We start from the raw sequence: 24959 nt of genomic DNA, 5'->3' as shown, positions 1-24959 counted from the left end.
AGATTTATAGCCGATGCGAAGTCTTGTAATTATAGTTCTACTGGTATTTTCTGTGACAAGTATTGCACAGGAACTTCGGTTTGAAGAATATAAGACCAAGACTCTTGCGGTACAAGACACGCTACTTTTAGATTCGGTAAGTATCAATCCGGTTGATTTTGAAGTCTATACGACAACAGGAGTTTTGATTGATTCTTCGGCTTATATTATAGATTATGGAAGATCTCTTTTTTCGCTAAAGCGGAATCAAAACAGACCCGATTCTTTGATTTTTAAGTATCGCATCTATCCTGAATTTTTAACCAAAACTTATTTTGAATATGATCCGGCGCGCGTTGTAAACAGTGAAGGAAACTTAAGCAGAGTTTATGCCCTAACTGAAGAAGACGAGAAACCTGCTTTTAAACCTTTTGATGGCTTGACGACTTCAGGGAGTTTAGTGCGTGGGATAACCAGCGGAAACAACCAGAACAGCACACTCAATAGCGAACTCGATCTGCAAATTACCGGTAAACTAAGTGAGAAGGTATCCTTGCGCGCTTCTTTACAGGACGCTAATATTCCGCAGCAAAACGGTGGGTATTCGCAACGTTTGGATGAGTTTGATCAGATATTTATAGAGCTTTATAGTGACGATTGGAGTATAAGAGCAGGAGACATTAATCTTGAAAATTCGACTTCCTATTTTGGGCGCTTTGCAAAAAAAGTTCAGGGGCTTTCGCTGGGAGGAAGACTGGATCATCCCAACTCAGAAACCGATGTTTTTGCTACCGGAGCATTAGTGCGTGGCGTATTTACACAAAGTAGATTTACCGGCCAGGAAGGCAATCAAGGGCCTTATAAGTTAACCGGACCTAATGGGGAGTTGTATGTGCTCATTGTGAGTGGTAGCGAGCGGGTTTTTGTGAATGGTGTTTTGCTGGAGCGTGGGGAAACCGCAGATTATGTGATAGATTATAATGCTGGTGAATTGCGGTTTAACCCCACGTTTCCCATCACGAGTGAGATGCGTATTTCGGTAGAGTATCAGTATAGCGAGCAGAATTACACCCGTGTTATTGCCTATGCGGGAGGCGGTCATAAAACTGAAGAGAATAAGTTGGAGCTACGCGCTCATGTGTATTCTGAAAGTGACGCTAAAAATCAACCGCTTTTACAAAATTTGAATCAAGAACAGGTTGCTGTTTTAAAGCAAGCAGGGGATGATGTTACCCAAATGATTGCGCCTAGTGCTAATCCTGATGTTTATAACGAAAACAAAATATTGTATCAAAAAGTGAGCATTCAAGGTCGCGAGGCTTTTGTGTTTTCTAACGATCCTGAAGCCGAACTTTTCAACGTTCGCTTTACACAAGTGGGTGCCAATCAGGGAGATTATGTGTTGGGTAATGAGAACACTATTAGTCGAATTTATGAATATGTAGCTCCTGTAAACGGAGTCCCTCAGGGAAATTATGCTCCTGTGATTCGGCTTTTTGCACCAACTAAATTGCAAATGGCTGTCATGCAAGCTGCTTATAATCCTTCGGAAAAAACATCGATTTCTTTTGAAGGAGCAGGAAGCAAAAAGGATCTCAATTTATTTTCTGATCTGGACGATGCTAATAATGACGGCTTCGCCGGAAGATTTCGGGTAAAGCAGCGACTTTTAGGAGTTTCTCAAAATCAAAATCAGACGCTTGATGCTTATGGAAATCTAGATTACATTCAGGAGGATTTTAGAAATATAGAACGTACTTATACTATTGAATTCAGTAGAGATTGGAATTTGCCGCTTTTTCCACAAGGAAATCAGACGTTGATAACTTCGGGACTGCAGTATCAGGATACGGCTTTGGGTTATATTGATTACAAGTTTGAGCATTTAGCCTTCGCCAAAAATTATACAGGATCACGCAATAGCATTGCTGGGGCACTTCTACATAAAAACTTGCGAACCAGTTTTAACGGAAGCTATCTTAAAACCGAGGCAGATACTGCAAATACTTCTTTTTTTAGACTGAATGCAGCATCGATTTATCGTATTAAAAAGAACTGGATTGGTGCAAAAGTACGTGCAGAAACCAACGAAAGTAAAAACCCCTTAACCGGAACTTATGATCCGTTGAGTCAGCGATTTCAGGCTTATGAAGCATTTGTAGGTAGGGGAGACAGTACGGGTGTTTTCGTGGAAGTGGGGTATCGCTATCGGGTAAATGATAGTTTACGCGGTAAGAATTTAGAGCAAGTAAATCACAGCAACACGTATTATTTTAAGTCGCAGCTTGTAAAGAGTCAAAATACCTCACTGGCTCTTTTTGCAAATTATCGTAAACTGAATTATGAAAATCAGGCAATACAGGCAGAACAATCTCTAAACTCGAGGCTTTTGTATGATCAAAAATTGTTTAAAAACCTCATTAGGCTCAATACGGTTTTTGAGACCAGTAGCGGGACGCTTCCACAACAAGAATTTACCTATGTAAAAGTTGATGAAGGTCAGGGCGTTTTTACGTGGAATGATTATAACGACGATGGCGTGCAGCAGCTCGAAGAATTTGAGGTGGCTCAGTTTAGTGACGAGGCTGATTTTATTCGGGTTTTACTGCCCAACCGGATTTTTGTAAAAACCCATCAGAACAAATTAAGTCAGGTTATCACGCTCAATTTACAGCAGTGGAGCGGGAAAACCGGCTTAAAAAAAATGGCTTCCCATTTTTACAATCAGATGAGTTATTTAATAGACCGTAAAGTTTTGAGAGCTGGAGATAGTTTTGATTTGAACCCGTTTAATGATAGCGAAAGCACACTGGGTTTAAACCTTAATTTTAGAAACTCCCTTTTCTTTAATCGCGGAAAACAGCATTATACAACGAGTTATACTTACTTAGCAAATTCAACTAAAAATTTAATAGCATTAGGATTACAAACTAATGAGCTGCGCAGTCATCAACTGGTTTTTTTACACAAAGTAAAGTCTAGTTATCTAATCAATTTAAGAGCAGATTTGGGATCAAATACCAGTATTTCAGAAAATTTTGAACAGCGAAATTATGATTTAGCACTAACAGAAATAAGTCCGAAACTTTCGTATTTATTTAGTGACAATTGCCGTATGGAAGCTTTTTACGCAATCAATACAAAAGCGAACACGATAGGTGATGAAGAAACGCTTACGCGTCACGATCTGGGGATGGGATTTTCGTTTAGCAAAGCCTCAAAACTGTCTCTAAATGCCGAAATAAAATATATAAAAAATGACTTTACCGGCAGTGCTTTTTCGCCTGTGGCATATCAAATATTAGAAGGTTTACAACCCGGAAGCAATTTTACGTGGAATCTTTTGGCACAAAAAAGGCTTACTCAATTTTTAGATTTGAACCTATCCTACTTTGGTCGTAAAAGCGAGAGTACTCGTACCATTCATACCGGAACGGTTCAGCTACGTGCTTTCTTTTAAAATAAAATGGATTACTTGACTATTATTTTTTTGGAAAGTCCACCATCGCCGTTTCCTAATCTTACGATATAAATCCCGCTTGAAGCATACGACATATCCAGATCATAGACATAGCTTCCGTATTCATTTTCGATCCAGTTTTCAGCTAATTTCTGACCTAAAATAGAATAAACCGTTACTGCCATTTTTTCGGTAGTTGTATTGGTGCTTAACGAGATTTGAAATTGATTTTTTTCAGGCTCAAGAACTACAAGTTCGCTATCCGGGAAAATATTTTCTTCTACCGAAAGGCTGTTAAAAATACGTACGCTATAATCATTAGTACGACCATAGGCTAACGTGCCACAGGCATCATTGAGGTCACCATCTTCATTATTATCTTTTCCGCGTATGCGCATTCTATAAGTGCCTAGCGCTACATCGTCTGGTAAATCGAGTGTGAACACAGCATCTGTATCTGCAAGGGCAACTGTTCCGCTGGAAACCAGTTCAGAAGCTTCAAAACCACCATTGTTATTCAAATCGATGAAAATCACATATCCGGAATCTTGAAAGCCCATTTGCAAAGTACCCATAAAAGAATCATTTTGTACATTTAAGTTAAATGTGGTATCCAGATCTGCACCATATCCTGTATTTGAACAAGTTGGTCTTACCAGAGTGCCCGCAAGAGTAAGTAAGGTAACTCCATCTCCAAAACCTTCACAATTAGAAACCGGTTGGCAATAATTATTAGTTACAGTTTTGCTGATCTCATCGTTAGTAGGATCACTATCTCCATTTAGATTGGTGCCTGCAACAATTTCATAAGAACCTATTTCTGAAAAATCTTCTGTTATGTTAAAAGTAAAAGTCTCTGAAGTTTGCGCATCAATGGTACGGTTAAAGGTTTCAACAACTTGATCGCCGGCATTTATGCTGTAATAAACCGGGAAATTATTCTGCGCATCCTGACCGTGATTGGTTACGGTTACAGAAATTGAAACAGCAGAACCCAAACCAGAATCAGATTGTGGAGTGTCTATAGATGAAACACCAATATCATTTTGCCATAGATTTTGAACAATTACAGTCATCGCATCGTTAGAGGTATCCTCATCGCCATTGAGATGGGTACTTGCTGTGATTTCATATTCTTGGCCTATAGTTGACAAGTCTGCAGTTTCGGTGAATGTATAGGTTGCCGTCTCATTAAAAGCCAGATTACCGGTAAATGTTTCATTGACGGTGACCCCATTTAGGGTATAACTAACCGGTATTGTAGTTTGTGATGAATTACCCACATTTCTAATCGTTATGGTAATTGCTTCAGAATCGGTTAGTGCGCCATCTTGTGGATTATCTATAGAAATCACTTGAACATCATTAGCTTCGTCCACTGCGAGCCTAAAAACGCTTACGAGGTCTTTACGACGGGTGTTGAAATACTCTGTGATAAACCAAAAGGTTTCATCATCTGAAGGATCAACGGTGAGGTGTGTGTAATCTGCATAGCGTTCTGAAGAGCTTACACCGGTACTGGTTGCAATAAGAGCTTCCGGGATAGACATCTCTCCAGCTGTGTCATTTTCATATCTTCCGGTAAAATTTATGGTTACAGGTTGATTTTCACTTACCGTAGTGTATCCCATACCTATATTTCCGGAACCGTCCATAACCATACTTGCAGCAAAGGCATTATTTCCTGTTGGAGAAACATAGGTTCCTTCCTGAAAAATAGACCAAGGCTGACCATCACCATTTTGACGTAATTCATACCAGCGAATACCTGCTTGCTCTTCGCCGATGGGTGCCACGTTTACAACAAAGTTGAAAACTGCCGAGTTGTGGTCCTCAAATTTTCTAAATTGTGCCTGATTCATCACAGTGCCTTGCAGGGCATCAATATCGGGTCCTGAAGGTTGCGGCAGATTAGAAAAACTCCCACCGTCAAAAACCCCATTAAAATCTGTTACCGGTATAACATCAGGTTGAGAAATTGAAGAATTGGTAGGTGTGTTCCAATCTATATCAACGGTCCATAATTTTAGGTGATCGTCGTCAACGCCAGACCAAGAGTCATCTTGATAATACACGACGGTTGCACCGCCGGTTGTGGGAGCATTCGGACTGCTGATATTGAAGAATTGCGGACTATAAAAACCATTAGTTTGTAGCGTAGGTAACGGAAAGCCAATAAAACCCACATCAGTCAGGCCTTGAAGCATTTTTTCACGTTCCATCACAAAAATGGCATCTCCAGTACGTTCGTCCCCAGTTCTGATATTTGCAGTAATATAATACCCGTCGTGCCATACTGAATATTTGGGATAATCGGGGAATTCACCGGTTTCAAAACCGGCTGTGTAAATATACCAGCCGTCATTAACAGGATCAGAACCTTGACAAATAGCAATGTTCAATCCATTTACAAACTCATTTTCATCAGTGCTTTCATCTTCATTTTCAAATTGGGTGATAATAAAGCGATCAGCAGGGGCATCATATAAAACAATAGGATCTCCTGCGTTATTTCCGTCAAAGAGCGAGCCCAGACTTGCTTCTGGTACGAGTTCATTACCCTCTTTGTCAAAAATCTTAAATCCGGCATTCCAGGCAGCAACATAATGATTGGGACCAACAGCTCCCGTAGGATCTGAAGGGGTAAAATTTGAAGTATTTGCTTCAAATACATTTAAAGGCTCCAGATCAAACGATTTGCTTTCTGTTTTATCCTTTTGATGTTGTTCTTTAACAAGTGGATCACCATCTTTCGGTAAACCTTTTCCGGGAACTACCTGATTGGCCTGGCGTCTTTTAGGATTGATCTCTTGCGGATTAATAGATTTGTCTGATGCTGTAAATGTTCCGTTTTGTATTTGAGAAGCGATACTAGGAACTTCGCGAACAAACCTTATAGATCTTACAAATGAAGGTTTCTCTTTGATCTGGCCTACAGCCGATTCTGGAATTAGAAAAAAAACAGATAAAAAAAGTATAGTGGTCAGAAAGAACGTGTTTTGTTTCTTTCGGCTATAAAAATGTATCATTTGAACAGATTATGGTCTTTAAATGTACGAAAGAAACAAATAAAGGGATTAAAAAAAGCTCCCATCGGGAGCTTTTTAGCTATATATTAAACAGGGCTATTTAAGAATTAATTTTTTGAATATCAAGTTTTTGTGTTGTTTAAGCCTGTTAGTTCATCCAGTGTTTAAAATCTATTTTTTGATGTAGAATAGTGGTAAGTTCAGAAATCTTAACACGTTTTTGTTCCATCGTGTCGCGATCTCTGATTGTTACACGCTCATCTTCTAAAGTATCGTGATCTACTGTGATACAAAATGGTGTTCCTGCAGCATCCTGACGTCTGTATCTGCGACCTACAGCATCTTTTTCATCATAAACCACATTGAAATCCCATTTTAAATCATCTATGATTTTATGAGCAACTTCTGGTAAACCGTCTTTTTTAATTAATGGTAAAATCGCTGCTTTTACCGGAGCTAAAATTGCAGGGAGTTTTAAAACAGTACGTGTAGAACCGTTCTCTAACTCTTCTTCTTCAAGAGATTGTGAGAAAACCGCTAAGAACATACGGTCTAGACCTATTGAAGTTTCAACCACATAAGGCACATAGCTTTCATTCAACTCATGATCAAAGAATTGCAGTTTTTTACCAGAATGCTCTTCATGGGCTTTGAGATCAAAATCGGTACGGCTGTGAATTCCTTCTAATTCTTTAAAACCAAATGGGAAATTGAACTCGATATCTGCTGCGGCATTCGCATAATGTGCTAGTTTCTCGTGATCGTGAAAACGGTAATTTTCTTCACCTAAGCCTAATGATAAATGCCACTTGAGACGGGTTTCTTTCCAGTGCTCGTACCATTTTAACTCTTCACCGGGACGAACAAAAAATTGCATTTCCATTTGTTCAAACTCACGCATTCTAAAGATAAACTGGCGGGCAACAATCTCGTTTCTAAAGGCTTTACCGGTTTGTGCAATACCAAAGGGAATTTTCATTCTTCCGGTTTTTTGAACGTTTAGGAAGTTTACAAAAATACCTTGTGCCGTTTCGGGTCTCAGGTATAAATCGGTAGCGGTCTCTGCGGAAGCTCCCAGTTTTGTGCCAAACATCAGGTTGAATTGGCGCACATCGGTCCAGTTTTTAGAACCGGTATCTGGATCTGCAATGCCGAGCTCCTCAATCAATGCTTTTACGTCTGCAAGATCTTCTGCTTCCAGAGAACGTGCCATACGTTTTAGAACAGTCTCTTGCTCTTCGCGATAGCGAAGTACCCGCGGATTTGTAGTTACAAACTCTTCTTCATTGAATGCTTCTCCAAAACGTTTTTTAGCCTTAGCGATTTCTTTCGCTGCTTTTTGATTCAACTTTTCTGCATAATCTTCAATAAGTACGTCGGCGCGGTACCGTTTTTTAGAATCTTTATTGTCAATAAGTGGATCATTAAATGCTTCTACGTGCCCGGAAGCCTTCCACGTAGTGGGATGCATAAAAATAGAAGCATCTAGCCCTACGATATTTTCGTGCATTTGCACCATACTCTTCCACCAGTAATCACGTATGTTTTTCTTAAGTTCTGCCCCGTTTTGACCGTAGTCATAAACAGCGCTCAAGCCATCATAAATCTCGCTACTCCCAAAGATGTAACCGTATTCTTTTGCGTGTGATATTACCTTCTTAAAATGATCTTCCTGTTGTGCCATTTGGTATGTTGCTTTTGTGTTTGGTATAGGTTGTTGCTTTACAAAGAAACAAGGCGGTAAAAATAAAAAAACCGCAGCAATGCAGCGGTTTTTTTATAGGTTGATTTTTAAGAAGATGATCTTGGGGTTTTTTACCCGATAATCGAGATTTAAACCTGCCGGCAGGTGCTCTGAGACCTGCCTCGAAATCAAAAGCGGTTTCCTTTTAATGCCTTGCCAGCCTGCCTTTGTCGGATACAGACAGGCTTGACTCAAGGGTATTTACGATAATTGCCTTGGAGGAGTTTATTCTAATTCTACAACGCTGTTGCTTAGCAGGCGGTCGTTTTCAAAAAGATTGATGCGGTAAATTCCCGGTTTAAATTCTTCTGCCATTGGATTGATCCATACACAAGAATTAATTGCTTCGTTTTGATAATTGATTTGCTGATACGCGCTATAAATCAAAATGTTTTCGCCAAAAGCTAAAGAAACATGTTCGCCCATCACATTATTCTTAGGGTTTATAACCTGAATGTAAAAGTCATGAACTCCGGGTTTTGCAAGTACGTTTTTATTGACCGTATAGCAAATTTCGATTTTATCAATACGACTTGCGCGCTCGTTGGGCACGGTTTTACCACTTCGACGTAAAATCACACCGCTTGTTTTAAACTTACTTACATTGAGTTGGGCACTTTTAGCGAGATTGTCTTGAAGCTCTTCATTTTGCTGTTTGAGGGAGTCGCGTTGCACAACAGTTTCAACAAAAGCTGCTTCTACATTAGTTTTTTGAGAAACAAGAAGCGCATTTTCAAGCAATAAACTGTCTGCTTTTTCACGCAACTCATCACGTTCATCGCGTAAAACAGCCAGTTCTCTGCGGTAATTTTGCAAAGTGGTCTGTGTAGAGTTTGCGTTTTCTAGACGAACCAGTAAATTTTGAATGCGTGATCTCGCCTGTTTAAGCTCTGTAGTAAGCAATTTATTGCTCTCTATTTCTGAGTTATAATTCGTAAGCAGTGTGCTTAATTCTTGTTTTAGCAATTCTTTTTCTTCAGATAAAGCTACTTTGTTAGCACTGAGTTCGTGATAAAATTTATAGGTGTATCCGCCCAGTCCAAGCAGTAGTAAAAATAATATACCGATAAGAATCTTTAAAGCATTGTTATTGCGAGTTGCGCTCATGCAGCCTATTTTGATATCTTAGTGCGAAAGTTATAATTTTTAATCAAAATGAGATGAAGTCTTTACTTAAACTCTTCTATCCCGATCAATGCAGCGCCTGTTCCGGACTTTTAACTCTGGGCGAAAATCTCATTTGCACCTCTTGCAGACACGCACTACCGGTTACTCATTTGCATACTACAACGCACAACCCTATCAAAAAATTATTGAGAGGGCGTACTTCTCTAGAATTAGCTACAGCATTGTTTTATTTTGATAAGAAATCACGAGTTCAACAACTTATACATAATTTAAAATACCGCAATCAGGAACACTTGAGTACTTATTTTGGAAACTGGCTGGGAGAGGAATTGACTCAACTTGAAGTATATCAGGATGTAGACTGCATTATCCCGGTGCCTTTGCATAAAAAAAGATTAAAAAAACGCGGGTATAATCAAGTTGCAGGTTTTGGTAAAGCCATTGCGCATGCATTGGGAAAATCGTATTCTGATACCGTTTTATACCGGAAAAAAGCAACTCGAACTCAGGTTTTTCTCAATAGAGGTCTACGTTCTACTGAAGTCATCGACTCGTTTGATGTACTTGAAACAGAAAGCCTGGCAGGAAAACACATTTTACTCGTTGATGATTTGATAACAACCGGTGGAACTGTAGAAGGGTGCGCTATTGCACTTCAAAAAATACCGGGAATCAAACTTAGTGTTGCGGTAATGGCAATAACAGATTGAATATACCGTTTAAAAACAGCAGTTTTATTGGCACCGCCAAAGGGTTTAATACCCAAGATAGTTTACTGCTTCTTAGCAGGTAGTATTTGCAGCTAATCTTTAAAAATAATTGTTACTTTGCGCTGTTATGCTAAAAAAGGGATTACAACTGGTATTGGTGGCAGGTTTACTGCTTTTTGTGGTGCAATGTGCTAAAAGAGGTACACCTACCGGCGGACCTAAAGATGAGACCGCTCCGGTTTTGGTGCGTGCTGATCCGCCTAATAATACGACAAACTTCAACGGAAAAGAGATTCGTATTGAGTTTGATGAATACATCAAGCTCAAAGATCTTAGTAAGAATCTGATTATTTCACCTCCTATGGATCCTAAAGCGCAAATCTCACCGCAGGGCAGTGCTTCACGCTACATAGACATTCAGATTACAGATACGTTAGAGTCCAATACTACATATGTTTTTAATTTCGGTGAAAGCGTAACCGATAATAACGAGGGCAATCCGTTTTCCTTTTTTAAATACGTTTTTTCTACGGGTGACTATATAGATTCGTTAACCGTGACCGGTGTGATTAGAGATGCAATTCTAAGAGAGCCTGATAACTATGTTACGGTAATGCTTTACGAAGCAGATTCTACCTATCGTGATTCTGTAGTTTATAAAGAAGTACCACGCTATGTGACCAATACGTTAGACAGTTCTGTGGTTTTTGAACTTTCAAACGTAAAGGCTGGTCGGTATAAACTGGTGGCGATGAAAGATGATGCAAGTAATTACACCTTTCAGCCTGATAAAGATAAAATTGCTTTTTACGATACTTTTATTGACGTACCTACAGACTCTGTGTATGTGCTGCGTTTGTTTAATGAAGAGTTGGCGCCAAAACCCGGCCGACCAAAACAAGGTGCTGCGCAACGAATCGCCATTCCTTATGTGGGAAATCCAGACAGTATTGCTGTTGAACTGATCAGCGCAAAACCCGAAGGTTTTGAAAAGCTCATTACGCGTAAAACCGGTCAGGATTCTTTACAGTTCTGGTATAAACCACAAACCGAAACAGATTCACTTGTTTTTAGAACCCTAGCCAATCAAAAAATAGATACTGCTTTTGTACGCAAGCGGAAGTTAAAAGCAGATTCCCTGCAAATACAGTCGGCTTCCAGCGGATTAATTTTAGAAGAGCCTTATGTGCTCAATACTACGATTCCGGTTATTGCGGTAGACACTTCAAAAATTGTGATCAGTAGAAAAGATTCGACTTTAGTGGAAGATTTTAAAGTGAATTTGTATCCAAAAAAACTCCAGCTTGACTTGCGCTTTGAAACGGCGGAGAATGAATCCTATAACATACAAATGCTCCCGGAAGCTTTGACCGATTTTTACGGAGCTAAAAATGACACATTAAACTTTACTGCCTCTACCAAGGCTTACGGAGATTATGGTGAATATGACCTCACCTTGCAGGGTGCAGCAGATGTTCAACATATTGTACAGTTAATTACCGAAAAAGGTGATGTGAAGAGAGAACTTATAGGTGAACCCGGTAAAACATTTTTTCAGTTTAACCGTATTGAACCCGGCAAATATTATGCGCGTGTCATTGTAGATCTCAATGAAAATGGTAAATACGACAGCGGTAACTTTTTAAAGCAAGTACAACCTGAAGAGGTGTTGTATTACCCGGATTTGCTAGATTTAAGATCCGGATGGTATCCTAAAGATACATTCATTCTAACTCAAGAGTAAATCTATCTTGATCTGCCAAAAAGTTGAGTTGGTTGCGTGTTTGCTCTAAATGCGACTTGTCTAATGTAGCGTAGATAGTGGTTTCTTTTGCTTCTGCGAAAGCTAAAGTAGCTCCTAAGCTATCGTAAACACCGCTAAAGCCATTGTATTCGTACGTATTGCCATCTAATCCCATTCGGTTGACACCGATGCAATAACACATGTTTTCAACCGCACGGGCTTTTAATAAAGTATCCCATGCAAAAACACGCTTTTTAGGCCAGTTTGCCACATAAATTACTGCATCGTAAGCGCTCGTATTACGAGCAAAAACCGGAAATCTCAAATCGTAGCAGACTTGTAATAATATTTTAAAGCCTTTATAGACTGCAAACACCTGCTGCGTGCCTTTCTCGTAAACTTGATCTTCTCCTGCGAGTGTAAACGTGTGTCGTTTGTTGTATAGGGTTACAGAACCATCTGGGGTGACAAAATAAAAGCGGTTGTAATACAACTCATTTTCTTTAACCATTAAGCTTCCGGCAATAGCCGTGTTTAGATCAGTAGCCTTGCTTTTCATCCAATTAAGGGTTTCCCCTTCATCTGCGATACCGTCTGGATTCATACTGAAACCGGTCGCAAACATTTCGGGTAGTACGATGAGGTCTACGTCTTTTTTGATTTCAGCGAGTTTCTGATCAAAATACGCCCGGTTAGCAGCCGGATCTTCCCAGACTAAATTGGCTTGTATTGCAGCTAGTTCTAATGTTTGTGACATATCTAATGCGGTATTGGAATACGTTTAAAAGAATTTACTCTCGATTATCGCGTAAAATTACAAAATAGAAACAGCGAGTTCTTCTTGCGTTAGGGATTGTAGTGAAAATCCCGCACGGCGCAATAGAGCGCAGGAGGAATTGTAATGGAAACTGCGCCTAAGTGCAGGGGTGAACGCCCTGATACTTAATATTAACACACAAAAAACCCTGCTTAACTAATTAAGCAGGGTTGGAATCTTAAATATACTTATATATATCTTAGGATTATAGTACGCGCACTTGCGCAGCTACCATACCTTTTCTTCCTTCTTCTTCGATGTACTCTACTTGGTCACCTTCTTCTAATACTTCACCGTTAAGACCGGTGGCGTGAACGAAGATGTCTTTTCCTGTGTCATCGTTAGTAATGAATCCGTAACCTTTTGATTCATTGAAAAATTTAACTGTACCTTTCATTATAAAATTGTAAAAATTAATATTGATACAAAACTACGTGTTTAAACGACATGAAGGTTATCTTAAAGTAAATAATTTTATAAAAGTTATTGATTTTCAGAATTTTTACGAGGTTCTTTACGGTCATTGAAAGCTCTCATTCTCCTGATGTTATCCTCGTCAAGCATGTAATCTTTTACCTTTCTGTCCTTCCAGCGGTGGTATAAAAACATAGGCATAAGAATGAACGCAACCGCAAGAATAGTGAGTCCTAAAAAGCGGTCTCCGGTGAGTGTATCTTGGGTGAAATAGCGCAAATAAAAGCCATAGCCCAGTGTGAGGCAAAGTATGCAAAAGAGTATGATTATCGCGTTACGCATAGCTAGTATTCTAGATTGATAATTTAATATTAAAGATATTATTTCCTGGAAAAACTGACCAGCATACGTCTGTAAGCGGTAAGTAATTTAGATTTTGAAATAAAACCGTGATACTTTCCGTCTTTAATAACGGGGAGGTTCCACGCGCCACTTTCCTGAAATTTACGCATCACCACTTTAGCAGGGTCAGACTCTAGATAAATATACTCCGGAGCGGCATGCATTAAGCTTCTTACTTTTGTGGTCTCGTATAGAGACGAATCAAACATAATTTCCCGGATGTCGTCGAGTGTGATGACTCCTACGAGCTCGTCCTCTTCATTTACTACAGGGAAGAGGTTTCGCGTAGATTTTGCTACAGCTTTTTGAACCATTTCACCTAAAGTCATATCAGGTCTGACCCGTATGAAATTAGATTCTATAATGTGATTTACATTTAATAGTGTAAGCACCGCCTGGTCTTTATCGTGAGTTATGAGTTCACCTTTAACGGCCAGTTCCATCCCATAAACAGAATGCGGTAGAAAGTATTTATTGATACCATACGCAATTGCTGCCGTAATCATCAAAGGAATGAACAACCCATATCCTCCGGTGATTTCAGCAATAAGGAATATTGCAGTGAGCGGTGCATGCAAAACTCCGGCAAGTAAACCGGTCATACCTACAAGTGTAAAATTGCTTTCAGAAATATGAACACCGGATATCCCAAGATTGTTGATGATTTTAGCAATACAATTACCCATAACGCTACCCATAAACAATACTGGTGCAAAAATACCACCGATACCACCACCCGCAAAAGTAATTGCTGAAGCAATGACTTTAAATAAAACGAGACCGGCAAGTAGCGCAATAACAACCCAGATATTATCTAAATATTCGCTAAAAAAAGTAGCACCTAATGCATTGACCGCTTGCCCGTCTAACAGTTTGTTAATGGTATCAAAACCTTCACCATATAGCGGTGGGATTAAAAATAAGAGCAGACCTAACGAGGCGCCGGCGACTAGTAAACGGATAGTAACAGAATCCCAACGTGTATAAATCTTTTGTGTGGCAAAATAGGCTTTACTGAAATACACCGAAGTAAAACCTGCAACCAGCCCCAGTATCATATAGTAAGGGAAGTCTGCAATCGTAAAGGCATCTTTAAGCACAAAAGGTAAAATCGTATCTGAGCCAAAGAAAAAGTAAGACGTAAGAATTGCGGAAAGTGATGCTAATAGTAAGGGCATCAACGAGAGTAACGTGAGATCAAGGCTAAAAACCTCAACCGCAAAAATGATGGCAGCTATGGGAGCCTTAAAAATACAAGACATTGCACCGGCAGCAGCACAGCCCAGCAACAGCGTTCGGTGTGCCTGATCCATATGAAAGATACGGGACAAGTACGAACTAATTCCTGCTCCGGTAACTACTGTAGGACTCTCCAATCCCACTGAACCTCCAAAACCTACGGTGAGCGGTGCTGTAATTAGTGAGGCATAAACCTGATAGTTGCGTAAAATACCCTTGCGTTTTGCAATGGCACGTAACGTCATAGGAACCCCATGACTCAAGGGATTACGAATGATAAATTTTACGATGAGAACCGTTAACGCCAAACCAACAATAGGGAACAAAAAGTAAAAACCATACCGGTAATTCTCAACAAGTTTGCCTTCTAATAAATTCTGGATGATGTGTGTGATGTTTTTGATCAATACAGCTCCTAACCCCGCAAGGAGACCTGTGATTACACTTAAAAAGTAAACAAATGTGGTTTTAGAAATATGCTTATAGCGCCAGGCGTGAAAGCGATGTAAAAGGGGTTTTTTACCAGGCATTTTAATCGTGTTTTGAGGCGCAAAAGTAAGAGGTATAAATCAAATTATCATACAATTAGCAGTATTTATGAAAACAAAAAAATCCCTGCGTAAAAGGCAGGGATTTAATAGGTTGTCTGATTCGTATTCAATAATCAAGACTAAAGTCTTCTCAGGTTTTCCTAGAGCTAATTAACTGCTTAGCAATGCTCGTTAAATGCATCTATAAGATTGTCTGCAATAAGCTCTGCAGGACGGCCTTCAATATGGTGACGCTCTAACATATGCACCAATTCACCATCTTTAAATAAAGCCATCGAAGGCGAAGATGGAGGAAACGGTACCATAAAATTACGAGCAAGATCTGTAGCCTCACGGTCTACACCTGCAAATACCGTAAATATATTATCTGGAGTTTTTGCGTTTTGCAAAGCCATACGCGCTCCCGGTCTAGCATTTGCTGCAGCACAACCACAAACAGAATTCACCACAACAAGTGTTGTTCCTTCTTTTTTCATAGCCGCTTGCACATCATCTGTAGTATGTAATTCTGTGAAACCTACAGAAGTAAGGTCTTCACGCATAGGTTTTACTAATTCTGCTGGATACATAAGTTCTCTTTTTAAGCCACTTCTGGCGTTTAACATTTCGATATCGGCTTCGAAACTAAAATTTTATTTTAAACAAGACCTTCTGTTTCGACCACAAGGCTTTTGCTTTAGTTTACAAAGTTACAAAATAATAGTCGGGTACTTTTTATAAACCCTACAGTCTCCTGCTAAAAAATATAGGGTTTAGGGCGCATCCCTTTGGGGCAGGACTAAGAGCCGGCATAGGCAGGCTTTCAGCCGTCGCTGTTGCATCTGCTTCTGGCAGATACAACGAGCTCCACAGGGCTTCAATCCTTTGCGCATCCTCAAAACAGTAACATTTTGTCATATTTACAGACTCACATCTTGTAAAGGCTTTATTTTTGCAGCGCACAAAACGTATAGATACCGGTTTTGACCGAAAACACAATAAAAAAGATTAAATGGTAAGATGGATAGGAGCCATTATTGGCCTGGCTTTCCGCGGCTGGATGGGCGGAATCGCAGGGTATGTAATTGGGATGCTCATAGATAATTTATTTTTCAATAAAAATACCAGTACAAGCTCAGGCAGAAGCAGCGCTCCTTTTGGCAGTCAGGAGCAAACCGTAACTCCCGGTGATTTTGAACTCAATTTGCTTTCGCTTTGCTCTATAGTTATAAAAGCAGATGGACAAGTAAGTCAGCGTGAGATGGACTATGTACGGCAATATTTTGTACAAGCTTATGGTAAAGAGCGGGCTAATGCCACGTTTAGAACCTTTAATGAGGTAGTCAAAAAACGCGAAATCAATGCACAGCGTATTTGTGCGTATCTGACCCAGCGTACCCGCAGAGAAGTGCGTTTACAAATTGTACACTTCTTGTTTGGTATTGCTCAGGCAGATGGTTCGGTTTCTGCATCAGAGGTTGATCAAATCTCTCAAATTGCCGGATATTTGGGATTGAGCAGAGGCGAGTTTGAAAGCCTTAAAGCGATGTTCTTTAAAAATGCAGACAGTGCCTATAAAATCTTGGAGATTGAAAAAACTGCAACTGATGCTGAGGTTAAGAAAGCGTATAGGGCAATGGCTAAAAAATACCATCCTGATAAACTACAGCATATGGATGAAGCCTATCGTGCCGGTGCAGAAGAAAAGTTTAGAAATGTGCAGGACGCGTATGATACCATCCAGAAAGAACGCGGTATCTGACAACTAACTGTTTCAATATTGAGGGGATTCTCAATCTCAAGTCAAACCTGAGAGCTTTTATATGTTTATAGCAATAAAAATGCTCAGGTCTTATCCTATTTACTCTTTGGACTCAAATAGTATTTTTATTCGTTTAGAGCGGTGCCCAAATAGATGCACGTACAGAAAATACCTTCCAATATCCCGCTGCATAAGATACTGGTCATCGGGTATTTCCGTGGAGTGAAAGCATTGTTTTAGTTTGCGCTGCTAACGAGAAAAGTCTAATTAGCTTTTATAGGCTATACCTCTTGACAAGGCCTTATAAATACGCTATATTTATTCGATAATCGAGATTGAAACCTGCCTACCGCCTTTGTCGGCAAACAGGCTTAACCCAAGGTAGTTTACTAAGCTAAGACAGCTTTCGCTTAGCCGGCACACAGTAAGATAAGGGGAAAGGTTCTTTTTTAATCACCAAGTTTGATCTTAACGAGTAGCTTGCCCTACTACCTGCAGCGAAACTTCGTGTTGCACACGTTTTATTTTAAACATACCCAGAACTCCATTCACCCAAGGTTCACCCATAGTTCACCCGAGGTTCACCCGCGTTTCACCCGAGGATAGAGCATAGCAAAAGCAGGGTAACGGTATACTAAAGCTATGGGAACGGCAGGGTAGCTGTTCTCATGCACTAGTTGTGGATGCAAGGCTACCATTTTCAAGAAACGCAATTCCTAGAAATTTACATGCCGTAATTCTAAAATAACGATACCCTTTTTGATGTGATTAAGGATTTCCGTAACTGAGTTTGCTATTGATGTCCTAACTTAGGTTTACGATTGATAAACAGGAATAAAAGTTCCGGTTATCCCGGAAAAATAAAGGGGGTAATGGGCATATTTATCAGGATATAACGAGTTGGCAACAAGCTAAAAAGACAAAATAATTACCAATTTGGTAACTTTTTTATTATATTTGCAACAAACAATTATAATGTGCGAGTAATAGCAAAACGAACTTTACGAGATTTTTGGGAAAAACACGCTGATTGCGAACAACAATTAAAATCGTGGTACAGAGAAACCGAAAAATCGGAATGGAAAAACATCAACGATTTAAAGAATGAATATCCAAGCGCAAGTATTTTAAATGACAATCGAATTGTTTACAATATCAAAGGCAATAATTATCGCTTGATTGTAAAATTCAACTTTGAATATGGAATATGCTGGATAAGGTTTATTGGAACTCACGCAGAATATGAAAAAATTGACGCAAATAACATCTGATTATGAAAATATTACCTATTAGAAACGAAAAAGACTATCAAAAAGCACTCAGCAGACTTGAGGATATTTTTGATGCAAAAAAAGGAACGGAAGAAGGAGATGAATTGGAAATCCTTTCCATCTTGATTGACCAATACGAAAAAGAGAATTTCCCAATCGGAATGCCTGACCCAATCGAGGCAATTAAGTTCAGAATGGAACAAATGGGAATGAATCAAAAAGATTTAGCAGAAGTTGTTGGCTTTAAAAGCAGAGTAAGTGAAATCTTAAATAAAAAAAGAAAACTTACTTTAAATATGATTAGAAAACTGAACACAACTCTTCACATTCCAACTGAAGTTTTGGTTCAAGATTATAAATAAAAAAAGCCAGTTGCCAACAAAGATGATAACTGTTGCACAACAACTCTTAAAAAACGCATTCATTTAAACCGCCTCTAAGCGGTTTTTTAGTTTTATACCCTTTAATTAGCAGCATGAAGTGCCTTTAAAATGGACGTATACTCCTGATTTAAGGTCATTGTGAACTTTAAAAACAAGCCGAGCATACCTGCACCACTTTTCACCCGGTTTTGCGTGAATTTAAGGTACTTTTTAATGTTTTATTCCATGGCAGCGAGCTGCATACATGTGTTGGCCTGTTTTAATCCAATCGTATTTACTTTTCAGGTAGGTTCTCTAAACAGAGCTTAAAAAACACCACCGGATCAATACTCTTTCGACCACTGCTGCCGTAAAGCTTCGGGTAAGGTCGTAGAGAAAATCAAGATTCAACGCATCCTTTAGACGCCGGTAGAAATTGGGGGGCGGTACGCACTCAGTCAACCGAAAACTATGGAAGAGCTGCTCTTGATATACTTTTACTTCGATAAACTCAGGGCAGGTTTTCCATGCATATCATGAAATTACAAACAGCTGTGAACTAAGAATAGCCCGTAGGCTAACTTGTTCAAAGCACCCGCCGGCTATACGATAACCGCTACAGAATTTTATACTGCAACCAAAATCGTATTTCCGTGGTTTTTAAGAATAGCTAAAATGTTAAGTTTAGAATAATTGTTTGATTGTCAGATTTTTAAACTTTAAATTAAACTTAGGATTTAATACTTTTTGTTTTGTAAATAATTTATTCAGAATAAGAATGTTATCTCCTTGCAATTAAATGAATTAGCGCCCCCTATTATCATGAGCAAAAATTCCCCCATTGTTTTTGCAATACTTTGTTGTTTTGTGCAAACTTTTGCGCAACAGGTTACTGTGAGTAATCCGCAACCGGCAGAAGAATTAGTTAATGAACTCTTTAACGATGCCTGTGCTGAGGTTTCTAATATCTCAATTTCCTCTACTCAGGCTGCTGGGATTTTTAGCAATAACGGCGGAGCGTTTCCACTAGCAACTGGTGTTGTGTTACGCACCGGTAATGCACAATTCACCGCGGGTCCTTACACAGAAACTAATTTAAGTACCGAACTCAACACCAATAAGGATGCATACCTTCAAGGTTTGAATGAGGCAACCGGAAACGGAGCTCAAATAGAGGAGACTACTTTTCTTGAATTTGATTTTGTGCCGCTTTCCAGCAATTTTAGTTTCGACTTTATTTTTGCATCTAATGAATATGGTGAATGGCAATGTTCTTCACAAGATATTGTAGCCTTTGTGTTAACCGATTTGAGTACAGGGCAGTCTCAAAATCTTGCGGTTACTCCTTCCGGAGAATCTGTTTCGGTGCGTAACATTCGGGATAATCAAAACAATCCTGCGTGTAATTCGATAAATCCGGAGCTTTTTGATGTTTATGAAGCTTCTAATACGCAGTCAACTATTAATATGCGAGGTTATACTCAAGTGCTTACGGCATCTTCTGCGCTTAGTCCCGGTACTTCATATAAGGTTCGTATTGTAATAGGAGACTCTAATGATACCAATTTTGATTCGGCTATTTTTCTGGCTGGTGGAAGTTTTAATACCAGTGTAGATCTAGGTCCCAACCTTACTTTATGTAGTGGTGATGAAGCCGTTTTAGATACCGGTCTTGATGCTTCGATTTATGCGCACAGATGGCTTCTTAATGGCACGATTATTCCCGGGGAAACAGGAAGCAATATTACAGTGAACCCAAGTGGCACTTACACCGTTCGAGTGACAAATAAGGCTTGTGTAATTACAGATGAAGTTAGTGTTAGTGAGTTATCAGTAACTGAACCCGTAAATCTTGAGGCGTGTGCTAATGGCGGTCAGCCTTCCGTATTTGATTTAACCGAAAATAATGAGTCGGTATTAGGTGTGAACGCTAGCCAATTTGATGTTGTTTATTATGCCTCGCTCGCAGATTTAAATGCAGACCAACCCCTTCCGGATAATCAGACAACTGCTTACCGGAGTACGGGCAGTCAAACTATTTATTTAAGATTGCGCAATACAAATACCGGTAATTTTTGTGATGCTACCTATGATTTTGAATTGGATGTGTTACCAGAAATAATAATTTCAGAACCCAGTCCCATACGTGTATGTTCTCCCGACGGAAATGATGTTTCAGTAGATTTAACACCGATAAACAACCGTATTCTCAATGGTCAAAATCCGGCTCTATTTGACATCACGTATTATACATCTGAAGCAAATGCTGCGAATGAAAATAATGCTGTAGCAGCTCCTTATTTGATTTCTTCGGGAGTTTCCACACTTACCTTGTGGGCAAGGGTTTCGTATGCAGATGAAGACACCTGTTATAAAACAGTTGATTTTGATATCATCATGAATGATTTACCGCCTGTAGATCAGTTAGGTGATGTGATAACCTGTGATGCTTATGAGTTAGAACCACTCACAAACGGAGATTATTATTCAGGATCTAACGGCTCAGGTACTCCATACAATGCCGGTGATGTTATAACTGAAGATATGGTTCTTTTTATCTACAACGGTCCAGATGCTAATGGCTGTAGCAGTCAGTCTTCGTTTAGTATTACATTTGTTTCAGAATATGATTTGGGCGAGATAGAGGCATGTGAATCATTTATAATTCCGCCTACTCCTGCAGGTGCTTTTTATACCGAATCAGGAGGTCCTAATGGAACCGGAGTGCGATTGAACACGGGAGAAGAGCTGACCACTAGTCAGACTATTTACTTTTATTTTGTAGAAAACGGTTCGGTTTGCAGAGATGATGCTTTTGATATCATTGTATATCCGCTTCCTCCTGTTGATATGCCTTCAGATGTGGTAGCTTGTAATAGGTATACACTTCCTGCTTTAACAAACGGAAATTATTTTACACAACCTGATGGTCAAGGTTCTTCGCTTAATGCAGGTGATGCGATAACAACTACACAAACGGTGTATATTTATAACTATGACAGTACAACTCAATGTGAAAACACATATGAATGGCGCATTTTTATCGTTCCGGAGTTTAATGATCTACAGGCTTGTGGTTCCTATACGATTCCGGCTGTAGAAGAAGGTGCTTTTTACACCGGGGCAATGGGGAGTGGTTCGCTAATCCCTGAGGGCACTGAAATCACGAGCTCTCAGCGCATTTATTATTATGTAAATACGACTGCAGGTTCAAATTGTACAGATCATTCATTTTTTGATTTAGAAGTAATAGCAATCCCTGAGGTTGACACCTTACCCGATCAATTATTGTGTGAAGGAGAAACCTATACATTACCCACTTTGAATAATGGGGAATATTTTGAAGAACCCGATAGGGGAGGAGCGCAGTATTTCCCGGGAGATATTATTGATGCAACGCAAACAGTATACATCAATAATCAAGTACGTATTTGTCAAAATGAAACCCAATTTACAGTTGAAATACGACCGCTTTTACCGGTAGATAACTTAAGCTTTGTTTATTCTTGTGAGACTTATGTTTTACCAGAATTGAATAACGGTAGGTATTTCACAGAACCTCAGGGGCAGGGAACTGAGTTATTTTCTGGAACAGAAATTTTTCAAACCCAGACCATCTATGTTTATAATGCATACGATGACTTTCCATCTTGTTATAGTGAGAACACCTTTACCATAACTATTTTAGGGGTTGAAGTTGAGGAATTTGACGATATAGCCAGTTGTGACTCTTTTACCTTACCAGCTCTAGTTGAAGGAGATTATTTTACAGAATCTGGAGGTCAGGGAGCAAGGCTTGCTCCAGGAGATGTGCTTACCAACACGCAAGAGGTATTTATTTATGCTAGAAACGGTACGCGCTTTTTTTGTGAAGATGAAAGCAGTTTTACAGTTACTATTTCAGAAACACCGGTGTTGATTCCAGAACCAGATGTGGAGCAATGTGGAAGTTATACCTTACCCACTTTACCTCAGGATGTGTTTACTCAGGGATACTATTTGGGTACCAATAAACAGTCACCTATTGATCCTGCTGATTACGAATTGTTACCGGGCACCTATACCATTTATAAGTATGCGGAAGCTTCTGATAATCCTGATTGTGCTGACGAAAATGTCTTTGAGGTTACTGTTTATCCCTTATTAGATTTTACGGTTGAAGGCGGAACCCTATGCCGAAATGCAGAGACCGGAGCTGTTGAAAGTGCTGTTCTTTTAGATTCCGGTTTAAATCCTTCAGAGTTTTTAGTGAGTTGGTTTTTGAATGAACAGTTAGTTGGTCAGGGGCAAACCTTTACTGCTGAAGAAGCGGGTGTTTATACCGTTTCAACTGAAAAGATAATTCCTGACGTTGGAGCTGCCTGTAACTACAATCCCACAACAGTAGAAGTACTTGAATCTGCAGAACCTGTTTTTGAAGCTGAAGTGACCCAACCTTTTGCAGAGGAGTCTGTTATTGAGGTTATTATTGTTTCCGGTTTTGGGGATTACGAATATCGCTTAGATGAGCAGGCTTTTCAAAACACACCAGAGTTTAGAAATGTTTCCCCCGGAGTTCATACAGTCACCGTTAGGGGGGTAAATGGTACTTGTGGAGAAGCGATGTTAGAAGTTCAGGTTATTAATTATCCTAAATATTTTACTCCTAACAATGACGGATATCACGACACTTGGAATATATCTTCACTGGATGATCATCCCGAAGCACAGATATTTATAGTTGACCGTTTTGGTAAATTGATTAAAAAATTAACCCCCACAGGACCGGGTTGGGATGGAACCTATCGCGGTCGCAATTTACCTTCTGATGATTATTGGTTTAGAGTAGAGTATATTTTTGAAGAACAACCAGCAGAATTTAAAGCGCATTTTACATTGAAGCGGTAATCGATAGATTGTAGTTGATTAAGCTTAAGTTTTAATGAAACGGAACATTTATTGTATTGGTATTTCTAAATTCGATTTATGAAACACCTGTATCGCTTCCTTACTCTTTTGCTTTTAACCAGTTGTATTCCTTATAAATTTGCTCCTAAAATAGCGGGAGATCACGTTCAGTTAGCGAAGAAATTCCATAAAAAATTACCCAGACAGCGTGCATTTATTTTTGAGGATACTAAAGAAGCCGGAGAGTTTTACGATTATCTGTATTATAAATTAAGGCCTGATCCTAACTTACATCCAGATGATTTCGCTTATAATTTACCGATAGAACTAGATGGTGTGCAAGGATTTCTCACGTTTTATGAAGTAGAGCGCTCTTCAAACACACTTAATTTAATTCCGTTAGTAATAGATGCAGCTCTCGAAGTAAACGACTACGATTCCCTTTTAGAGGATACCTACACGAGTAGAACAGGGCACTGGTATATTGTGATGATTCTGAGAGATGATGCGGTTAATGACATGTTAAATGTTGAACACGAGCATTATAATAGTGCAAAACAGTATTTGAGCAACCTTAAAAAAGAATATCTCAATACCGCTAATTATGAAAGTTTATTGTTAACGCAGCAATAACTACTTATATTAATTATAAATACGAATGGCCAAGTAGATTGTTTTCATTTCTTAAGTAACTTTACGCCGATGTCAAAATTAGTTACCTCAATATTATCTATAATGCTATTGATCCAAAGCTTCAATTTAAGCTTTGGCGATTTTTTGCATTTTGAAGATTTGGTAAATCATTATGAGTACCATCAAGAGACTTTTGGGGATGATGTTTTTTCGTTTTTAAATAAACATTATGGCGAACTCAAAGCGGAACACAATCTAGAACATCAGGAAGAACGGGAAGATCACGAGAAACTTCCGTTTGAGCACCAGCATAGCTGTGTTCATAGCGTTGTTGCTTTTTTAACTGATTTTGAATTGTTGCCGGAGCCTAAGAGTATTCCTTCAGATCAGACGACTTCTAATTTTGCTTACCGAGATTCTTATTCCTTTTCGCTGGCAAACAGCATTTTTCAGCCTCCTAAAAACGTTTAAATCTCTTACCGGATTTAATATCTAGAGCGCATTTGCCTGTTGCAATGCCGCTACTCCCTTAGTTTTGCGAACGCACTTTATTTAGGGATTATTTATATGTTAGTGAGTTTCCGTAATTGTTAACTTTCTATCGGGGAATAGCCCCAATAATAATAAACTGTGACCAAACTGATGGGGGCGAATTATACGCTACTCAAAGCTGTGGGCTTATACTTTATTTGATAAAAGCCCCCGTCAGTTATCTCCAGAACGGCATCAGATGGAAATTCAGGTTTTTAGACCTATTATCAGGGGTTCGATGGTTATCTGGATACTGGTTAGTTATCTAAAATCCTATCTATTATGAACAGACAGAACTTCTGCTACTTTATCGGTAT

The 24959-nt window shown here is 39.2% G+C and carries 17 protein-coding genes and 1 pseudogene; 9 read left to right on the top strand and 9 right to left on the bottom strand.

Annotation, left to right across the window (positions count from 1 at the left end):
• The first annotated feature begins 13 nt into the window (after positions 1-13).
• Entirely contained in the window at positions 14-3439 is a 3426-nt protein-coding gene (locus BUB91_RS00095; RefSeq protein WP_073095590.1) for a hypothetical protein, read from the top strand.
• Between the two features lie 11 nt (positions 3440-3450).
• Here the strand turns inward: BUB91_RS00095 and BUB91_RS00090 are convergent, their stop codons facing one another.
• The 3 genes from BUB91_RS00090 to BUB91_RS00080 all read right to left on the bottom strand — a co-directional run bounded on the left by BUB91_RS00090 (position 3451) and on the right by BUB91_RS00080 (position 9319).
• A complete protein-coding gene (locus BUB91_RS00090) occupies positions 3451-6468 on the bottom strand; it encodes a GEVED domain-containing protein (protein WP_073095588.1) in 3018 nt (1005 codons plus the stop codon).
• Positions 6469-6616: 148 nt separating this feature from the next.
• A complete protein-coding gene (locus BUB91_RS00085) occupies positions 6617-8152 on the bottom strand; it encodes a glycine--tRNA ligase (RefSeq protein ID WP_073095586.1) in 1536 nt (511 codons plus the stop codon).
• A gap of 285 nt (positions 8153-8437) precedes the next feature.
• Entirely contained in the window at positions 8438-9319 is an 882-nt protein-coding gene (locus BUB91_RS00080; RefSeq protein ID WP_073095584.1) for a hypothetical protein, read from the bottom strand.
• A gap of 53 nt (positions 9320-9372) precedes the next feature.
• Between BUB91_RS00080 and BUB91_RS00075 the strand changes: the two genes are divergently transcribed.
• A complete protein-coding gene (locus BUB91_RS00075; RefSeq protein WP_073095582.1) occupies positions 9373-10050 on the top strand; it encodes a ComF family protein in 678 nt (225 codons plus the stop codon).
• Between the two features lie 127 nt (positions 10051-10177).
• Positions 10178-11794 (top strand): Ig-like domain-containing domain, encoded by a 1617-nt coding sequence (locus BUB91_RS00070; protein ID WP_073095580.1) that lies wholly within the window; start codon positions 10178-10180, stop codon positions 11792-11794.
• Here the strand turns inward: BUB91_RS00070 and BUB91_RS00065 are convergent.
• From BUB91_RS00065 to BUB91_RS00045, 5 genes are all read right to left on the bottom strand, one after another.
• Positions 11775-12551, bottom strand: coding sequence for an amidohydrolase (locus BUB91_RS00065; protein WP_073095577.1), 777 nt, complete (start codon positions 12549-12551; stop codon positions 11775-11777). The genes BUB91_RS00070 and BUB91_RS00065 overlap by 20 nt on opposite strands.
• 265 nt (positions 12552-12816) lie before the next feature.
• Positions 12817-13008: a cold-shock protein gene (locus BUB91_RS00060; protein ID WP_009781881.1), complete on the bottom strand. Its 192-nt coding sequence runs from the start codon at positions 13006-13008 to the stop codon at positions 12817-12819.
• An 86-nt stretch (positions 13009-13094) separates the two neighbouring features.
• Positions 13095-13367 (bottom strand): hypothetical protein, encoded by a 273-nt coding sequence (locus BUB91_RS00055; protein ID WP_073095575.1) that lies wholly within the window; start codon positions 13365-13367, stop codon positions 13095-13097.
• A gap of 38 nt (positions 13368-13405) precedes the next feature.
• The gene (locus BUB91_RS00050; protein WP_073095573.1) at positions 13406-15196 is read right to left on the bottom strand and encodes a chloride channel protein; all 1791 of its coding nucleotides are present in this window, start codon (positions 15194-15196) and stop codon (positions 13406-13408) included.
• Between the two features lie 179 nt (positions 15197-15375).
• Positions 15376-15786, bottom strand: coding sequence for a BrxA/BrxB family bacilliredoxin (locus tag BUB91_RS00045; RefSeq protein ID WP_073096350.1), 411 nt, complete (start codon positions 15784-15786; stop codon positions 15376-15378).
• Positions 15787-16208: 422 nt separating this feature from the next.
• On the opposite strand from BUB91_RS00045, the gene BUB91_RS00040 reads away from it, so the two are divergent.
• From BUB91_RS00040 to BUB91_RS00030, 3 genes are all read left to right on the top strand, one after another.
• Positions 16209-16958, top strand: a complete 750-nt coding sequence (locus BUB91_RS00040) for a TerB family tellurite resistance protein (RefSeq protein WP_073095571.1) — start codon at positions 16209-16211, stop codon at positions 16956-16958.
• Positions 16959-17935: 977 nt separating this feature from the next.
• Positions 17936-18229, top strand: coding sequence for a type II toxin-antitoxin system HigB family toxin (locus BUB91_RS00035; protein WP_073095569.1), 294 nt, complete (start codon positions 17936-17938; stop codon positions 18227-18229).
• Positions 18230-18231: 2 nt separating this feature from the next.
• Positions 18232-18591, top strand: a complete 360-nt coding sequence (locus BUB91_RS00030) for a helix-turn-helix domain-containing protein (RefSeq protein WP_073095567.1) — start codon at positions 18232-18234, stop codon at positions 18589-18591.
• Between the two features lie 316 nt (positions 18592-18907).
• On the opposite strand, the pseudogene BUB91_RS21700 reads toward BUB91_RS00030, so the two are convergent.
• Positions 18908-19098 (bottom strand): annotated as a pseudogene (locus tag BUB91_RS21700) (IS1182 family transposase); the annotation flags it as partial.
• A gap of 315 nt (positions 19099-19413) precedes the next feature.
• Here BUB91_RS21700 and BUB91_RS00025 point away from each other — a divergent pair.
• The 3 genes from BUB91_RS00025 (at position 19414) to BUB91_RS00015 (ending at position 24582) form a co-directional block, all read left to right on the top strand.
• On the top strand, positions 19414-23478 hold the full coding sequence (locus tag BUB91_RS00025; protein ID WP_073095565.1) for a T9SS type B sorting domain-containing protein: 4065 nt from the start codon (positions 19414-19416) through the stop codon (positions 23476-23478).
• Positions 23479-23556: 78 nt separating this feature from the next.
• Entirely contained in the window at positions 23557-24111 is a 555-nt protein-coding gene (locus tag BUB91_RS00020) for a hypothetical protein (RefSeq protein WP_073095564.1), read from the top strand.
• A gap of 69 nt (positions 24112-24180) precedes the next feature.
• Complete coding sequence (locus tag BUB91_RS00015) at positions 24181-24582, top strand: hypothetical protein (RefSeq protein WP_073095562.1); 402 nt, start codon at positions 24181-24183, stop codon at positions 24580-24582.
• The last annotated feature ends 377 nt before the right edge of the window (positions 24583-24959 follow it).

The sequence above is a fragment of the Leeuwenhoekiella marinoflava DSM 3653 genome, from assembly GCF_900129005.1.
Taxonomy (GTDB): Bacteria; Bacteroidota; Bacteroidia; order Flavobacteriales; family Flavobacteriaceae; genus Leeuwenhoekiella; species Leeuwenhoekiella marinoflava.
This window is presented reverse-complemented; position numbering and strand designations above follow the sequence as displayed.

Excerpts from the sequence above, each read along its gene's own strand:
- BUB91_RS00095 (WP_073095590.1), top strand. The coding sequence starts at position 14 with ATGCGAAGTCTTGTAATTATAGTTCTACTGGTATTTTCTGTGACAAGT.
- BUB91_RS00025 (WP_073095565.1), top strand. The coding sequence starts at position 19,414 with ATGAGCAAAAATTCCCCCATTGTTTTTGCAATACTTTGTTGTTTTGTG.
- BUB91_RS00050 (WP_073095573.1), bottom strand. The coding sequence starts at position 15,196 with ATGCCTGGTAAAAAACCCCTTTTACATCGCTTTCACGCCTGGCGCTAT.
- BUB91_RS00040 (WP_073095571.1), top strand. The coding sequence starts at position 16,209 with ATGGTAAGATGGATAGGAGCCATTATTGGCCTGGCTTTCCGCGGCTGG.
- BUB91_RS00020 (WP_073095564.1), top strand. The coding sequence starts at position 23,557 with ATGAAACACCTGTATCGCTTCCTTACTCTTTTGCTTTTAACCAGTTGT.
- BUB91_RS00015 (WP_073095562.1), top strand. The coding sequence starts at position 24,181 with ATGTCAAAATTAGTTACCTCAATATTATCTATAATGCTATTGATCCAA.
- BUB91_RS00060 (WP_009781881.1), bottom strand. The coding sequence starts at position 13,008 with ATGAAAGGTACAGTTAAATTTTTCAATGAATCAAAAGGTTACGGATTC.
- BUB91_RS00030 (WP_073095567.1), top strand. The coding sequence starts at position 18,232 with ATGAAAATATTACCTATTAGAAACGAAAAAGACTATCAAAAAGCACTC.
- BUB91_RS00080 (WP_073095584.1), bottom strand. The coding sequence starts at position 9,319 with ATGAGCGCAACTCGCAATAACAATGCTTTAAAGATTCTTATCGGTATA.
- BUB91_RS00070 (WP_073095580.1), top strand. The coding sequence starts at position 10,178 with ATGCTAAAAAAGGGATTACAACTGGTATTGGTGGCAGGTTTACTGCTT.
- BUB91_RS00045 (WP_073096350.1), bottom strand. The coding sequence starts at position 15,786 with ATGTATCCAGCAGAATTAGTAAAACCTATGCGTGAAGACCTTACTTCT.
- BUB91_RS00075 (WP_073095582.1), top strand. The coding sequence starts at position 9,373 with ATGAAGTCTTTACTTAAACTCTTCTATCCCGATCAATGCAGCGCCTGT.
- BUB91_RS00090 (WP_073095588.1), bottom strand. The coding sequence starts at position 6,468 with ATGATACATTTTTATAGCCGAAAGAAACAAAACACGTTCTTTCTGACC.
- BUB91_RS00055 (WP_073095575.1), bottom strand. The coding sequence starts at position 13,367 with ATGCGTAACGCGATAATCATACTCTTTTGCATACTTTGCCTCACACTG.
- BUB91_RS00085 (WP_073095586.1), bottom strand. The coding sequence starts at position 8,152 with ATGGCACAACAGGAAGATCATTTTAAGAAGGTAATATCACACGCAAAA.
- BUB91_RS00065 (WP_073095577.1), bottom strand. The coding sequence starts at position 12,551 with ATGTCACAAACATTAGAACTAGCTGCAATACAAGCCAATTTAGTCTGG.